At 72.2% G+C, this 13,714-nt stretch carries 16 protein-coding genes; 8 read left to right on the forward strand and 8 right to left on the reverse strand.

Annotated elements, in window-relative coordinates:
* Positions 1-5 precede the first annotated feature (5 nt).
* The 4 genes from D9C15_RS06115 to D9C15_RS06130 all read left to right on the forward strand — a co-directional run bounded on the left by D9C15_RS06115 (position 6) and on the right by D9C15_RS06130 (position 3,007).
* A complete protein-coding gene (locus D9C15_RS06115) occupies positions 6-977 on the forward strand; it encodes an MBL fold metallo-hydrolase (RefSeq protein ID WP_127996552.1) in 972 nt (323 codons plus the stop codon).
* Entirely contained in the window at positions 974-1,801 is an 828-nt protein-coding gene (locus D9C15_RS06120) for a quinoprotein dehydrogenase-associated SoxYZ-like carrier (protein WP_127996553.1), read from the forward strand. The genes D9C15_RS06115 and D9C15_RS06120 overlap by 4 nt, the downstream gene beginning before the upstream one ends.
* Positions 1,798-2,322: a thioredoxin fold domain-containing protein gene (locus D9C15_RS06125; RefSeq protein ID WP_127996554.1), complete on the forward strand. Its 525-nt coding sequence runs from the start codon at positions 1,798-1,800 to the stop codon at positions 2,320-2,322. The genes D9C15_RS06120 and D9C15_RS06125 overlap by 4 nt, the downstream gene beginning before the upstream one ends.
* A 73-nt stretch (positions 2,323-2,395) precedes the next feature.
* Positions 2,396-3,007, forward strand: a complete 612-nt coding sequence (locus D9C15_RS06130; RefSeq protein WP_127996555.1) for a c-type cytochrome — start codon at positions 2,396-2,398, stop codon at positions 3,005-3,007.
* A gap of 4 nt (positions 3,008-3,011) precedes the next feature.
* Here D9C15_RS06130 and pqqE read toward each other — a convergent pair whose 3' ends face one another.
* From pqqE to pqqA, 5 genes are all read right to left on the reverse strand, one after another.
* Complete coding sequence (gene pqqE / locus D9C15_RS06135; protein WP_127996556.1) at positions 3,012-4,139, reverse strand: pyrroloquinoline quinone biosynthesis protein PqqE; 1,128 nt, start codon at positions 4,137-4,139, stop codon at positions 3,012-3,014.
* Between the two features lie 4 nt (positions 4,140-4,143).
* A complete protein-coding gene (gene pqqD, locus D9C15_RS06140; protein ID WP_127996557.1) occupies positions 4,144-4,416 on the reverse strand; it encodes a pyrroloquinoline quinone biosynthesis peptide chaperone PqqD in 273 nt (90 codons plus the stop codon).
* Entirely contained in the window at positions 4,416-5,123 is a 708-nt protein-coding gene (gene pqqC / locus D9C15_RS06145; RefSeq protein WP_127996558.1) for a pyrroloquinoline-quinone synthase PqqC, read from the reverse strand. Before pqqC ends, pqqD begins: the two co-directional genes overlap by 1 nt.
* A gap of 1 nt (position 5,124) precedes the next feature.
* On the reverse strand, positions 5,125-6,045 hold the full coding sequence (pqqB, locus tag D9C15_RS06150; RefSeq protein WP_127996559.1) for a pyrroloquinoline quinone biosynthesis protein PqqB: 921 nt from the start codon (positions 6,043-6,045) through the stop codon (positions 5,125-5,127).
* 65 nt (positions 6,046-6,110) lie between these two features.
* Positions 6,111-6,185 carry a pyrroloquinoline quinone precursor peptide PqqA gene (gene pqqA, locus D9C15_RS06155; protein WP_112187913.1) on the reverse strand — a complete coding sequence of 25 codons (75 nt, stop codon included), beginning with the start codon at positions 6,183-6,185 and terminating at the stop codon, positions 6,111-6,113.
* 170 nt (positions 6,186-6,355) lie between these two features.
* Here pqqA and D9C15_RS06160 point away from each other — a divergent pair, with 170 nt between their 5' ends.
* From D9C15_RS06160 to D9C15_RS06175, 4 genes are all read left to right on the forward strand, one after another.
* Positions 6,356-7,258 (forward strand): alpha/beta fold hydrolase, encoded by a 903-nt coding sequence (locus tag D9C15_RS06160; protein WP_127996560.1) that lies wholly within the window; start codon positions 6,356-6,358, stop codon positions 7,256-7,258.
* Positions 7,255-8,622, forward strand: coding sequence for a HAMP domain-containing protein (locus D9C15_RS06165; protein ID WP_127996561.1), 1,368 nt, complete (start codon positions 7,255-7,257; stop codon positions 8,620-8,622). Before D9C15_RS06160 ends, D9C15_RS06165 begins: the two co-directional genes overlap by 4 nt.
* Positions 8,619-9,251, forward strand: a complete 633-nt coding sequence (locus D9C15_RS06170) for a response regulator (protein WP_127996562.1) — start codon at positions 8,619-8,621, stop codon at positions 9,249-9,251. The genes D9C15_RS06165 and D9C15_RS06170 overlap by 4 nt, the downstream gene beginning before the upstream one ends.
* Positions 9,252-9,366: 115 nt before the next feature.
* Positions 9,367-9,999: a M48 family metalloprotease gene (locus D9C15_RS06175; RefSeq protein WP_127996563.1), complete on the forward strand. Its 633-nt coding sequence runs from the start codon at positions 9,367-9,369 to the stop codon at positions 9,997-9,999.
* Here the strand turns inward: D9C15_RS06175 and D9C15_RS06180 are convergent, their stop codons facing one another.
* From D9C15_RS06180 to pabB, 3 genes are all read right to left on the reverse strand, one after another.
* Positions 10,000-11,109, reverse strand: coding sequence for a methyl-accepting chemotaxis protein (locus tag D9C15_RS06180; RefSeq protein WP_127996564.1), 1,110 nt, complete (start codon positions 11,107-11,109; stop codon positions 10,000-10,002).
* A gap of 99 nt (positions 11,110-11,208) precedes the next feature.
* Positions 11,209-11,871, reverse strand: a complete 663-nt coding sequence (locus D9C15_RS06185) for an HAD family hydrolase (protein WP_127996565.1) — start codon at positions 11,869-11,871, stop codon at positions 11,209-11,211.
* The gene (gene pabB / locus D9C15_RS06190; RefSeq protein WP_127996566.1) at positions 11,868-13,700 is read right to left on the reverse strand and encodes an aminodeoxychorismate synthase component I; all 1,833 of its coding nucleotides are present in this window, start codon (positions 13,698-13,700) and stop codon (positions 11,868-11,870) included. The genes D9C15_RS06185 and pabB overlap by 4 nt, the downstream gene beginning before the upstream one ends.
* Positions 13,701-13,714: the final 14 nt, after the last annotated feature.

Below are 13,714 nucleotides of genomic sequence, written 5' to 3' on the forward strand. Positions count from 1 at the left end.
GCGCCGTGGTCAGCACCTGGTGGCGCGTCTGGACGGCACTGCTCGGCCTCGGCCTGCTGGCCGTGCTGGGCGGCTGCGCGAGCGTGGCGCCGCGCGGGCCGCGGCCGGTCGCGCTCGCGCCCGGCGTCTACATGTTCGCCGGCAGCGCGGGCGCGGCCGATGCGGCCAACCTCGGGCGCATCGGCAACAGCGGCTTCATCGTCGGCCCGCAGGGCGTGATCGTGGTCGACACCGGCACCTCGCATGTCCACGGCCAGGCGCTGCTCGAGGCGATCGCCACGGTGACCGACCGGCCGGTGCGGCTCGCGCTGGTGACCCACGTGCGGCCCGAGTTCCTGTTCGGCGGCACGGCCTTCCAGGCACGCGGCATCCCGGTGGCGATGCACGAGCGCAGCGCCCGCCTGATGGCCTCGCGCTGCGAGACCTGCCTGAAGACGCTGCGCCAGGTCGCCGGCGAGCCGGCCATGCACGGCAGCCACGTCTACCAGCCCGACCGCACCCTCGACGCCGCGCAGACCCTGGACCTGATCGGGCGCCCGGTGCGGGTGCTGTACTTCGGCCACTCGAGCGGCCCGGGCGACATCGCGGTGCTCGACGAACAAAGCGGCGTGCTGTTCGCCGGCGGCCTGCTGGACGTGCGGCGCGTGCCCGACATCCAGGACAGCGACCTGCCCGGCTGGCACCGCGCGCTGGCCGCGCTGCGCGAGCTCGGCGCGCGCCGCGTCGTGCCCGGGCACGGCCCGGCGGCCGAACCCGGCGCCGCCATCGACGCCGTCGAGACCTACCTCGCGGCCCTGGAGAAGAAGACCCGCGCGCTGGTCGAATCGGGCGCCTCGCTGATCAACGTGGCCGACGTTGCGGAGATGCCCGACTATGAAGCCTGGGACCAGTACGAGATCATCCACCGTCGCAACGCCTCGGTCGCCTTCCTGCGGTACGAGCGCGAGCTGATCTTCAAGCCGGAGCCGCCCCGATGAACACGCCGCGCCTGCGCCGTCGCCACGCCCTCGCCAGCCTCGCCGCCGCCGCCTGGCCGGCCTGGGCCGCCGAGGGCGGGCTGCCGTCGGCGCGCCACGAGGATTCCTCGCCCGAGTGGGACAAGCTGTCGGCCCGCCTGTTCGCGGGCCGCCCGCTGCGCGCCGGGCGCGAGGTGGTGCAGCTCACGGTGCCGCTGCGCGCCGCCTACGGCGCCTCGGTGCCGGTCAAGGTCAGCTCGATGCTGCCGCAGCGGCCCGAGCGCCACGTGCGCCGCCTGTGGCTGGTGGTCGACAAGAACCCGTCGCCGGTGGCGGCGGTGCTCGACCTGAGCACCGAGATCGGCCAGGCCGATTTCGAGACCCGGCTGCGCGTGGACGAATACAGCCACGTGCGCGTGGTCAGCGAGCTGTCCGACGGCTCGCTGCACCTCGACTCGCGCTACGTGAAGACCTCGGGCGGCTGCTCCGCTCCGCCCAACCGCGAGGCGCTGCACCTGATCGGCCGCACGATGTTCAAGCTGCCGGCCGGCGTGCGGCTCGAGCAGCCCACGCCGGCCGACGTGACCGTCGTGCATCCGAACGACACCGGCTTCGAGCTGAACCAGCAGACGGTGATGTACATCCCGCCGCATTTCGTGCGCTCGATCAAGGTCAGCTACGACAAGCGCAAGATCTTCGATGCCGAGCTGGACTTCTCGGTGAGCGAGAACCCCACGCTGCGCTTCAACTTCGTGCCGCACGGCGACGGCGAGCTGCGCGCCGAGGTGACCGACTCGAAGGATGGCCACTACGTCGGCTCGCTGATGGTCTCGACCACCTCATGAGGCGCCGCGCCGCGCTCGCCCTGCCGCTGCTGCTGGCGGCCGGCGCGGCCCGCGCCATCGGCCTGCCGCCGCGCTATGGCGCGACCATCGTGCAGCCGCAGGGGCTGCCCGAGCAGTACGAGTTCGACCTCGGCCCGGCGCTGGCCCGTGCCCGCGCCGAGAACAAGCGGCTGTACGTCTACCTCGGCGCCAACGACTGCCCGTTCTGCCGCAAGTACGAGGCCTTCCTCGACAAGAACGCCGACGCCCTGCTGCCGCACTTCCAGAAGGACTGGCTGCTGTACGACCTGCGCAGCAGTCTGAAGGTGCAGGCCGACCGGCTGCGCTTTCGCATCGGCGCGCAGAGCTGGGGCTACACCGAGTTCATGAAGAAGCTCGGCGACGAGCGCGTGCGCCAGCTGGTCTACCCGAGCGTCTGGCTGCTCGACGGCGAGGGAAGGAACCTGATGCAGATGCCGGCCGGCACCGGCACCTTCGAGACGGTGCCCGAGCAACTCGAGATCCTGCGCCTCGAGAACTGAGGCGCTTGACGCACCGCAACCGCGGCCACGCCGGCGCTGCACAGAATGCCCCTGCAACCATCGAGGGGACAGCATGAAGAAGACGGTTCTGGGCAGCCTGCTGATCGCGGCCCTGGGGGCACCGGCGGCGCAGGCGGCCGGCAGCGCGGACGACGAGCTCGTGCAGCGTGCGGTGCATGTCTGCGCCACCTGCCACGGCGACTTCGGGCGCAGCAGCGACTCGCGCTTCCCGGCGCTGGCCGGCCAGGCACGCGAGTACACCATCCGGCAGCTGAAGGACTTCCGCGACAAGTCGCGCGCCGAAACCGACGTGCAGGCCTACATGTACGGCATCTCGGCGCTGCTGACCGACGGCGCGATCGAAGGCCTGGCCGACTACTACGCGAAGCAGGAGCCGCGTCCCGGCCGGGCCGGCAGTGCCGCGCTGATGAGCCAGGGCAAGGCCATCTTCGAGAAGGGCCTGCCGGCGCTGGGCGTGCGCGCCTGCGCGTCCTGCCACGGCGACAGGGCCGAGGGCCAGACCGGCTTCCCGCGCCTGGCGGGCCAGCATGCCGACTACATCGTGCGCCAGCTCAAGGTGTTCAAGACGCCGCTGCGTCCGCACGGCGTGATCATGAAGAACGAGGTGCGCGCCATGAACGAGGCGCAGATGAAGGCGGTGGCCGCCTACCTGCAGTCGCTCTAGCGGGCTAGGTCGCTACCTTCGCGAGCCGGCGCGAGTTCGCCGGGTCGCGGAACACCAGCGGGTGCTCGGTGACCGCCGGCGCGCCGCGTTCGGCCTGAGCCACGGCCTCGAGCACCTTGGCGTGGTGCGGGCTCTTGCTGCACACCGGGTCGGCCGCCTCGGGGTCGTTCGCGATCAGGTAGGCCTGGCAGCGGCAGCCGCCGAGGTCCTCCTCCTTGCGCTCGCAGCTCGCGCAGGGCTCCTTCATCCAGCCCGTGCCGCGGTAGCGGTTGAAGCCCTCGGACTCGAACCAGGCGTGGCGCAGGCTCGCCTCGCGCACGTTCGGGAACGTCAGCCCGGGCAGCATCTTCGCGGTGTGGCAGGGCAGCACGTCGCCGGTGGGTGTCACCGTGATGAACATGCTGCCCCAGCCGTTGACGCACTTCTTGGCCCGGCCCTCGTGGTAGTCGGGCGCGACGAAGAAGATGCGCATCTTCTCGCCCAGCTTGCGCCGCCACTCGTCGGTGACGGCCTCGGCGCGGATCAGTTGCTCGCGCGTGGGCAGCAGCTGCGCGCGGTTGACGAAGGCCCACGAGTAGTACTGCGTGTTCGCCAGCTCGATGTACTCGGCGCCGAACTCCGCGGCCATGCCGATGATGCGGTCGATGTGGTCGATGTTGAGCCGGTGGATCACGACGTTCATCACCATCGGCCAGCCCTGGTCCTTGATGATCCTCGCGACCTTGTTCTTCAGCTCGAAGGTCTTGGTGTGCGAGAGGAAGTCGTTCATCTCGCGCGTCGAATCCTGGAACGAGAGCTGCACGTGGTCCAGCCCCGCCTCCTTCAGCGCCCTGGCGCGTGCCTCGGTCAGGCCCACGCCCGAGGTCAGCAGGTTGGTGTAGTAGCCCAGGCGATGCGCCTCGGCGACGATGAGCTCGAGGTCGTCGCGCAGCAGCGGCTCGCCGCCGGACAGGCCGAGCTGCACGGCACCCATCTCGCGGCCCTCGCGCAGCACGCGCAACCAGTCGTCGGTGGAGAGCTCGGCGGGCTGCGTCGCGTAGTCCACCGGGTTGTAGCAAAAGACGCAGTGCAGCGGGCAGCGGTAGGTCAGCTCCGCCAACAGCCACAGGGGCGGTCCAACGACTTGGCTCATGGCTTCAATCCCAGGTCAGCCAGCGCTGCTTCGCGGCCACGTCGATGAAGCCGCGCACGTCGCCTTCCAGGTTGCTGGCACCGAAGGTCTTCTCCAGGTCGGCGACGATCGCGGCCAGCGTGGCCTGCCCGTCGCAGCGCTTCATGATCTCGCCGGCGCTGCCGTTGAGCTTGACCATGCCCTCGGGGTAGAGCAGCACGTGGCACTGCTGCGCCGGCTCCCACTGGAGCCGGAAGCCCGCGCCGAGGCGCGGGCGGCTGTCGGCGACCAGTTCCATCACGCGTTCACGCCGTACTTCAGCGCCATCGCGTCGTTCATCGCCCACAGGATGTCGAGCTTGAACTGCAGGATATCGAGCGCGCGCTCCTGCAGCGCGCGGGTGTTGAAGTGGTCCAGCGTGATGGCCAGGCCCTGCTCCACGTCGCGCCGCGCCTGGCTGACGCGGTTGCGGAAATAGCTCAGGCCCTGCGGCTCGATCCAGGCGTAATGCTCGGGCCAGGTGGCCAGGCGCTGCTTGTGGATCTCCGGCGCGAACAGCTCGGTCAGCGACGAGCACACCGCCTCCTGCCAGGGCGCGCGGCGCGCGAAGTTGACGTAGGCGTCGACCGCGAACCGCACCGCCGGGATCAGGTGGCGCTGGTCCTCGATCTCCTCGCGCGTCAGCCCCACCGCCTCGCCCAGGCGCAACCAGGCCTCGATGCCGCCCGGGTCCTTCACGCCGCCGATCTCGAAGCCGTCGTGGTCGAGGATGCGCTGGATCCAGCCACGCCGCACCTCGCGGTCGGTGCAGTTGGACATCACCGCCGCGTCCTTGATCGGGATCGCGATCTGGTAGTAGAAGCGGTTCGCCACCCAGCCGCGGATCTGCTCGGGCGTGGCCTTGCCCGTGTTCAGCATCACGTTGAACGGATGGTGGATGTGGTACGAACGGCCGCGCTCGCGCAGCTTGGCTTCGAACTCTTCGCGGGACCAGGCAGCAGTCATCTCAGATCTCGAGGGTGACACCGTCCTCGCAGACCTCGATGCGGTGGCGCGCCAGTTCGGCGCGCTGCGGCGAGTCCTCGTCGAGGATGGGGTTGGTGTTGTTGATGTGGATGAGGAAGCGGCGCGCGTTCGCCGGCATTTGGTCGAGCCACTCGATCATGCCGCCGGCGCCGGACTGCGGCAGGTGGCCGATGTCGCGCGCGGTCTTCTTCGACAGGCCGAGCGCGATCATCTCGTCGTCGGTCCAGAAGGTGCCGTCGACGAACACCGCGTCGGCGCCGCTCATCACGTCGAAGAGCGGCGGCGTGATCTCGCCGAGGCCCGGCGCGTAGAAGGCGCTGCGGCCGCTCGTGCGGTCGGTGATCAGCATGCCGATGTTGTCGCCGGGCACCGGCGCGTCGCGGTGCGGCGAGTACGGCGCGGCCTTGCTGGCCAGCGCGAAGGCGCGGAAGGCGAGGCCCGGCGCGCCGGGGATCGTGAACGGCGTGCCGTCGGGCACGATGCGCTCGCGCTGCACGCCGCAGTAGTGGCCCAGCACGCGCAGGATCGGGTTGCCCTGGGTCAGGTCCTGCTCGACCGGGTCGGTGCACCACAGCGGCAGCGGGCTGCCGCGCTCGCGCAGCATGAAGAGCCCGGTCGCGTGGTCGATCTGGCCGTCCATCAGCACCACGCCGGCGATCGCGCTGTCGCGCACCCGGCGGTTCGGCTGCAGCGCCGGGTTGGCGCGGATCTGCTCGAGGATGTCGGGCGAAGCGTTGAACAGCACGCCGTCGGCCGCCTGGTCGTCGCGCACGAAGATCGACGACTGGGTGCGTGGCCGCGCGCGCACGGCGCCGCTGCGCACGCCGGCACAGTTGCGGCAGTTGCAGTTCCACTGCGGGAAGCCGCCGCCGGCCGCGGCGCCGAGGATCGTGATGCGCATGGAGGTCCGGAGAAGAAAAACCGCCGCGCGAGCGTGAGCCCGGCGGCGGTCGGTCGGTCAGCCGCTCAGCGGGCCGCGACGTACATCGTGATTTCGAAGCCGAAGCGGAAGTCGGTGGCGGTCGGGGTGGTCCAGGTCATGCAGGTTCTCCTGTGGCGGTGGTCGCCCCACCGGATGGCGGGTGCGGGGAGGTTGTTTCCCGTGCCGTATCCTCGCCGCGCGCAGCGCCGCCGCACAGTCCCCGGACCATGAATCGGGCCTCATGATTTTCATGATTGGGGGCGCGGGTGCTCCCGATACCATCGTGCCCATGCCCGGATCCGCCCTGCACGAGGACACGCCGCCGCTGGCCACGCATGCGCTGCCGGTCGGCCACGGCCACGTGCTGCACGTGGCCGAGCACGGCGTGGCCGACGGCCTCCCGGCGCTCGTGCTGCACGGCGGGCCGGGCTCGGGCGGCACGCCGCTGCTGCGGCGCTTCTTCGACCCGCGGCGCTGGCGCATCGTCTGCCCCGACCAGCGCGGCGCCGGGCGCAGCACACCGCGCGGCGCGACCGACCACAACACCATGGCCGAGCTGCTGGACGACCTGCGCCGCGTGCGCGAGGCGCTCGGCATCGAGCGCTGGCTGGTGGTCGGCGGCTCCTGGGGTGCGACGCTTGCGATCGCCCATGCCGCGGCCGAACCCTCGGCTATCGACGGCCTGCTGCTGCGCGCCACCTTCCTGGCCCGGCGCGAGGACATCGAGGCCTTCGCCGCCGCGGCCGATCTGGACCTGGCCGCCCTCGCCCACGCGCTGCACGGCACCGACCGGTCCGCCGCGCGCCAGGCGGCGCGCCGCTGGTGGCGCGCCGAGCAGCAGCTGGCCGGCACGGCACCGGGCGAGCCCGACGCGGCCCAGCTCGACGCCCTGGTCGACCGCTACCGCGTGCAGAGCCACTACCTGCGCGCCGACTGCTTTCTGGCCGAGTCGCCGCTGCTGGCGCGCTGCGCCGCGCTGCCGCAGGTGCCCACGCTGCTGCTGCACGGCAGCGCCGACCGCATCTGCCCGCCGGCCGGGGCGCGCCTGGTGGCGGCTGCGCTGCCGCACGCGCGGCTGCGCTGGGTCGAGGGCGCCGGCCACGACCCCACCCACCCCGCGATGGTCGCGGCGATGGTGCGCGCGCTGGAGCGCTTCGCCGCCGACGGCCGTTTCGACGAGCCCGCTGCATGACGCTGCGCCTGAAGATCAACCTGATCGTCGGCGCGCTGACGGTGCTGTTCACGCTGGTCGTGATGGGGCTGCAGCTGCGCAGCATGCGCGACTCGGTGCACGAGGAGGTGGTGGCGGCCAACCGGGTCGCCGCACAGCTGCTCAACCGCACCGTCTGGCGCTACGCGGCGCAGGGCACGCCGGCGATGCTGGCCTTCCTGCAGGGCATCGGCCGGGTGCGCTCGAACGACATCACGCTGCTGGACGGCGCCGGCACCGTGCTCTACCGCTCGCCGCCGTCGACCTACAAGGCCGGGCGCGATGCCCCGGCCTGGTTCGAGGCGCTGATCGCCCCGCCGCCGTCGACGCAGTCGATCGAATTCCCGGACGGCCGGCTCGAGGTGCGCTCGAACGCCTCGCGCGCCGCGGTCGATGCCTGGGACTACCTGTTCTGGCTGGTGGTCGGCGCGCTGGCCATGCTGGTGCTCGTCAATGCGGCGGTGTTCTGGCTGGTCGGCCGCACGGTGCGGCCGTTCGGGCAGATCGTCGACGCGCTCAACCAGCTGCAGGGCGGGCGCTTCGACGTCGCACTGCCGCCGCTGCCGGGCCGCGAGGCGGCGGCCATCGGTGCGGCCTTCAACCGCATGGTCGGCGAGCTGCAGACCCACATCGAGACCGAGCGGCGTGCCGCACGGGCCGAGGCGCAGCTGTCCGACAACCGCGAGCTGACGCGCTGGATCGACCAGCATGTCGAGCAGGAGCGCCGCATGATCGCGCGCGAGCTGCACGACGAGCTGGGCCAGTCGGTCACCGCGATGCGCAGCATGGCGTTGTCGATCGCGCAGCGCGTCGGCTCGCGCGACCCGGCCTCGGAGCAGGCGGCGCGCGTGATTGCCGACGAATCCTCGCGGCTGTACGACGCGATGCACGGCATCATCCCGCGCCTGGCGCCGCTGGTGCTGGACAACTTCGGCCTGGCCGAGGCGCTCGACGACCTGGTCGAGCGCACCCGGCGCAGCCAGCCCGGCGTGACGATCGACACGCGGGTGAGGCTGGGCGAGGTGCCGCTGGCGCCCGAGCTCGCGCTGACGCTCTACCGCGCCGTGCAGGAGGGTCTGACCAATGCGCTACGCCATGGCGAGGCCACGCAGGTGCAGGTGCATCTGGCGGCCGACGCGCAGGGCGTGCAGCTCGAGCTGCGCGACAACGGCCGCGGCCTGCCGCCGCAGGGCTGGCAACGCCCCGGCCACTACGGCCTGCGCTGGCTGGCCGAGCGGGTGGAGACCCTGCGCGGCAGCCTGCGCATCGAGCCGGCCCAGCCGCACGGCGTGCTGCTCGCCGTGCAGGTGCCCCTGCCCGTGCCCGATTCCCTGGAGACCCGATGACGATCCGCGTGATGCTGGTCGACGACCATGCGCTGGTGCGCATGGGCTTCCGCATGCTGCTGGCCGATGCCGCCGTCGAGGTGGTGGCCGAGCTCGACAGCGGCGAGCAGGCCTGCGCCGAGTACGGCCGCGTCAAGCCCGACGTGGTGGTGATGGACATCTCGATGCCCGGCATGGGCGGGCTGGAGGCGGTGCGGCGCATCCTGGCGCAGGACGCCAAGGCGCGCATCCTGGTGCTCTCGGCGCACGAGGACACGGCCCACCCGCGCCGCGTGCTGCGCGCCGGCGCGCTTGGCTACCTGACCAAGCGCAGCGCGCCCGACGCGCTGATCGCCGCGGTGAGCGCGGTGGCCGCCGGCGAGGCGTACGTGGACGCGCAGACCGCCCGCTCGCTGGCGATGGCCCAGGTCAAGGGCGAGACCAGCCCGGCCGAGGCGCTGTCGGAGCGCGAGTTCTCGGTCTTCATCCAGCTCGCACGCGGCCAGAGCGTGGCGCAGATCGCCGAGAACCTGAAGCTCTCGCCCAGCACCGTCGGCACCCACCTGTACCACGTCAAGCAGAAGCTCGGCGCCAGCAACCAGTCCGAGCTGACACTGGTGGCGCTGCAGTGGGGTCTGATCCAGATCTGAGGCACCTGACGCGCCACGCCCCGCACATCAAGGGTTAACCCTCGGTCAGGCACGGCGGTTGCGTTGCCCACCGTCAAGGCGCGTCGCCGTTTGCGGCGCCCCAGCGAGGTGCGGCATGCAGTGGCTCCGGTGTCTTCTCCTGTTCCTTCCCCTGGTCGGCACGGCGCGCGCCGAGGACATCGTCGACGTGCTGCGGCGTTCGCAGCAGCTGCGCCTGGAGCAGCAGAGCACCGCCGACCCGGACGGCCCGCGCGCCGAGACGGTGCGGCGCACCTTCACGGCGCTGGTGGCCGCGGCACCCGGCCTGCCGCCGGTGGACCTGCACGTGATCCGCGGGCCGGTGCTGGCCGAGACGGTGCACGGCCACATCGTGCTGGCCAACGAATCCCTGGCCGATCTGCCGGAGGGCGAGCGCTTCTTCGTGCTGGCGCACGAACTCGGCCACGTGATGCAGCACCACTGGCTGCAGATGGCGCTGGTCTACCAGAAGTGGATCCCCGGCGAGGTGAGCCCGGAACTCGCCGACGCGGTGGCCGACCGGCTCGGCCGCGACGCCTCCGCGCTGGCGCACCGCCAGGAGTTCGAGGCCGACGCCTTCGCGCTGCAGTTGCTGCAGCGCACCGGGCAGGACCCGGCGCTGGCCATCCGCGCCTTCATGCGCCTGGGCCCGACCCCCGACACCGCCACCCACCCCGGCACGCGCAAGCGCGTCGCCTCGCTGCGCGCGGCGCTGGCCGGCAGCGAGTGATCAGGCGGCGATGCGGAACGAGCCCATCGACTGGTTGAGCCGGCCGGACTGGTCCTGCAGCGACTGGGCTGCCGCGGCGAGCTGCTCCACCAGCGCGGCGTTCTGCTGCGTGACGGTGTCGATGTGCGCCACCGCCTGGTTGATCTGCACCAGGCCCTCGCCCTGCGACTGACCGGCTTCGGCGATCTCGCCGATCAGCGCCGAGACCTTCTGCACGCTGGCCACGATCTCGCGCATCCGGCCGCCGGCTTCGTCGACCAGCTTCGAGCCGGCCTCGACGCGGCCCGACGAATCGCCGATCAGCGTCTTGATCTCGCGCGCCGCGGTCGAGCTGCGCTGCGCCAGCGCGCGCACCTCGGAGGCCACCACCGCGAAGCCGCGGCCGTGCTCGCCGGCGCGCGCCGCCTCGACGGCCGCGTTCAGCGCGAGGATGTTGGTCTGGAACGCGATGCCGTCGATCACGCCGATGATCTCGCCGATGCGCGACGCGCTGGCATTGATCTCGCCCATGCGCTGCACCACCTGCTGCATGGTCTGCGCGCCCTGCTCGGCGACGCGGTGCGACTGCTGCACCACCTCGCGGGCCTGCTGCGCGGTGCGCGCCGTCTCCTGCACCGACTGCGACAGGTGCTGCATCGAACTGGCGGTCTGCTGCAGCGCGCTGGCCTGGCTCTCGGTGCGCGAGGACAGGTCGGTGTTGCCGGTGGCGATCTCGGCGGACGCGACCCCCACGCCATCGGCCGTCTGGCGCACCTCCTGCACCATGCCGCGCAGCTTCTTGCGCATCGCGTTGAGCTCGTAGCGCAGCCAGGAGATCTCGTCCTTGCCGGGCGACTCGATCTTGGTCTCCAGGTCGCCGCCGGCGATGCGGATGACCGCCTGCACCGTGGGCTCGACACTGGACTTGATGCTGGCGACGATGGCCCAGGTCGCCACGGCGCCGAACAGGGCGACCGCGCCGGTGGCCACGGCCAGCGGTGCGGCCAGGCCGGTGTTGCCGTGTGAGGCCGCCCACGCGCCGACCGCGCCGAGCGACACCGTCGCCGCCCCCATGGCCGTGAACCCGAATACCACCCGCTTCACCAGGCTAAAGCGCCGAACCCATTCCATGTGGATGCCTCCATCGATGCCGCGACCGGCATGCTGCCCTGCGCCGGTTCCTGCCGCGGCTATCGGTCGATCGACGCCGGCACTTGAGCAGGCAGTGACTTATTCGACGTCGATCACGGTCCAACCGTGCCGTTGTGCATGCTCGCGTAGCCGCGCATCGGGCCTAACCGCCACCGGGTCGGTGACGGCGCACAGCAAGGGCAGGTCGCTGGCGGAATCCGAGTAGAACCAGGAGCGGGTGAATGCGGCGAGCCCGGGGTGGCCCCGGCGGGCCAGCCAGTCCGCCACATGGCGGGTCTTGTGCTCGCGGTGACAAGGCAGGCCGGCGATGGCACCGGTCGGCCGGCCGTCGGCGCCGAGTTCGGGCTCGGTGGCCAGCACCTGGTCCAGCCCGAAGCCACGCGCCAGCGGCTCGGCGATCAGCCGGCTGGTCGCGGTGACCAGCGCACACAGGTCGCCGGCCGCCAGGTGGCGCCGCACCAGCGCACGGGTGGCCTCGGGCAGGCGCGGCTGCATGGCCGACCCGAACTCGGCACGCCAGGCGGCGAGCCGGGCCGGCTCGAAGGCTGCCAGCGGGCCGACGGCGGCACGGTGCAGCGCATGGATGTCCAGCGCGCCGGCCACGTACTGGTGGCAGCAGTCCAGGTAGCGCGTCTCCACCTCGGGCGGCAGCGCGCCGCGCGCGATCAGGAAGCGCGTCCAGGCCATGCCGCTGTCGAACGGGATCAGCGTGTGGTCGAGGTCGAACAGGGCCAGGTTCACGGCAGCGCGCCCGCCGGCTGCCGCAGGCGCGCGGGCAGCACGCCGCGCAGCGCGTTGCAGACCACCAGGGCCTCGGCGCGCGCCAGGTCGCGCAGGTCCAGGCGGCGCTCGGCGGCCTGCCAGGCCGGGTCGTCGAGCAGCACGGAGCGCATCACGCCGGGCAGCGCACCATCGGCCAGCGGCGGCGTCCACCAGCGGCCGTCCAGGCGCACGAAGACCGAGCTGCGCCCGCCCTCGACGAGCCGGTCGTCGGCGCCGAGGAACAGGCTGTCGAAGGCACCGGCCGCCTCGGCGGCACGCACGCCGGCGTCGTAATGCGCGCGCCGGGTGGTCTTGTGCGCGGCCAGCGGGTCGGCGTCGGGCAGGCGCTGCGGCGCGATCAGCAGGTCCACCACGGCCTCGGCCAGCGGCGCCAGCGGCGCACGGCTCAGCCCGAGGCGCCCGTTCTTCGCCAGGGCCAGGCGCAGGCGCTGGGGCCGGCCGTCGCCCTGCCCCGCCGCGTCGTGCAGCGCCTCGCGCGCCGCGTCGCGGTCGAACTCGAAGCCGAGCGCGGCGGCGCTGCGCTGCAGCCGCGCCAGATGGCGTTCCAGGTACGGCAGGCTGCCGTCGCCCCGGGCGAGTACGGTCTCGAACAGCTCGAAGCCCGGATCCAGCCCGGTCAGGAAACGCGCCTTGAGGCGGCATTCCTCGTACTCGTCGGCGGCGACGCTGTCCTTCACGATGCCGGCGCCGATGCCCAGCCGCAGCGGCCGCGTGCCGTCGGCCTGCGGCGCACCGAGCACCAGCGTGCGGATGGCCACGGACAGGCACAGGTCGCCCAGCCGCCGCCCCGGCGGCGCGGCTTCGAGCCAGCCGATCGCGCCGCAGTACAGGCCGCGCGGCGTGCTCTCGATCGCGGCGATCAGGCCCATCGTGTGGTGCTTGGGCGCGCCGGTGATCGAGCCGCAGGGGAACACGGCGCGCAGCAGCGCGGCGAGGTCGACCTCGGGCCTGAGCCGCGCCTGCACCGTGGAGGTCATCTGGAACACGGTGGCGTAGGGCTCGATCGCGAACAGCTCGGGCACCGCGACAGAACCGGTCTCCGCGATGCGCCCGAGATCGTTGCGCAGCAGGTCGACGATCATCAGGTTCTCGGCGCGGTTCTTGACGTCCAGCGACAGCAGGCGCGCCGTCTCGCTGTCGCCTTCGGGCGCAGTGATGCGCCCGGCCGTGCCCTTCATCGGCCGCGCGGTGGCGAGGCCGCCGGCATGCCGCACGAACAGCTCGGGCGAGAGCGAGAGCACGCAGGCGCCCTCGGGCAGCGCGACGAAGGCACCGTAGGCCACCGGCTGGCGCGTGCGCAGCGCACGGTAGAGCACCAGCGGCTCGCCGTAGGCGCGGCCGGTGAGGCGGTAGGTGTAGTTGACCTGGTAGGTCTCGCCGTCGGCGATGGCGGCATGGATGCGTGCGATCGCCGCACCGAACTCCTCGCCCGTGACGCTCGCATGCAGGTCCAGCGTGCCGCAGGGTTCGTCGGCCAGCGTGGCCAGGCGCTCGTCGACCTGCGCGCGCGCGAGCCGCTCGAGGCACTCGAACATCAGCACGCGCAGGCTGGCGTCGCGGTCGCGCTCGCGCACGCCGGCGCCCAGCAGCTTCGCACCCCATTCGTAGTCGGCCAGCAGCACGGCGTGCAGGCCGGCGCGCTGGTCGGCCTCGAGCGCCGCGCACACCGCCTCGAGCGTGGCCGGGTCGCTGCAGCGGTGCTCGCGCACGAAGCCGGTGTAGAGCCGGCTGGTCGGGTGTTCCGCGCTCGAATCGCGGTCGTCCAGGAGGACGAACGGCGAGTCCACGACGCGTCAAGCAG

The organism is Piscinibacter defluvii (assembly GCF_004011805.1).
Lineage (GTDB): Bacteria > Pseudomonadota > Gammaproteobacteria > Burkholderiales > Burkholderiaceae_C > Piscinibacter > Piscinibacter defluvii.

Coding starts and splice junctions, on each gene's coding strand:
- D9C15_RS06120 (WP_127996553.1), top strand. CDS start 974: ATGAACACGCCGCGCCTGCGCCGTCGCCACGCCCTCGCCAGCCTCGCC.
- D9C15_RS06125 (WP_127996554.1), top strand. CDS start 1,798: ATGAGGCGCCGCGCCGCGCTCGCCCTGCCGCTGCTGCTGGCGGCCGGC.
- D9C15_RS06130 (WP_127996555.1), top strand. CDS start 2,396: ATGAAGAAGACGGTTCTGGGCAGCCTGCTGATCGCGGCCCTGGGGGCA.
- pqqE (WP_127996556.1), bottom strand. CDS start 4,139: ATGAGCCAAGTCGTTGGACCGCCCCTGTGGCTGTTGGCGGAGCTGACC.
- pqqD (WP_127996557.1), bottom strand. CDS start 4,416: ATGGAACTGGTCGCCGACAGCCGCCCGCGCCTCGGCGCGGGCTTCCGG.
- pqqC (WP_127996558.1), bottom strand. CDS start 5,123: ATGACTGCTGCCTGGTCCCGCGAAGAGTTCGAAGCCAAGCTGCGCGAG.
- pqqB (WP_127996559.1), bottom strand. CDS start 6,045: ATGCGCATCACGATCCTCGGCGCCGCGGCCGGCGGCGGCTTCCCGCAG.
- D9C15_RS06160 (WP_127996560.1), top strand. CDS start 6,356: ATGCCCGGATCCGCCCTGCACGAGGACACGCCGCCGCTGGCCACGCAT.
- D9C15_RS06165 (WP_127996561.1), top strand. CDS start 7,255: ATGACGCTGCGCCTGAAGATCAACCTGATCGTCGGCGCGCTGACGGTG.
- D9C15_RS06170 (WP_127996562.1), top strand. CDS start 8,619: ATGACGATCCGCGTGATGCTGGTCGACGACCATGCGCTGGTGCGCATG.
- D9C15_RS06175 (WP_127996563.1), top strand. CDS start 9,367: ATGCAGTGGCTCCGGTGTCTTCTCCTGTTCCTTCCCCTGGTCGGCACG.
- D9C15_RS06180 (WP_127996564.1), bottom strand. CDS start 11,109: ATGGAATGGGTTCGGCGCTTTAGCCTGGTGAAGCGGGTGGTATTCGGG.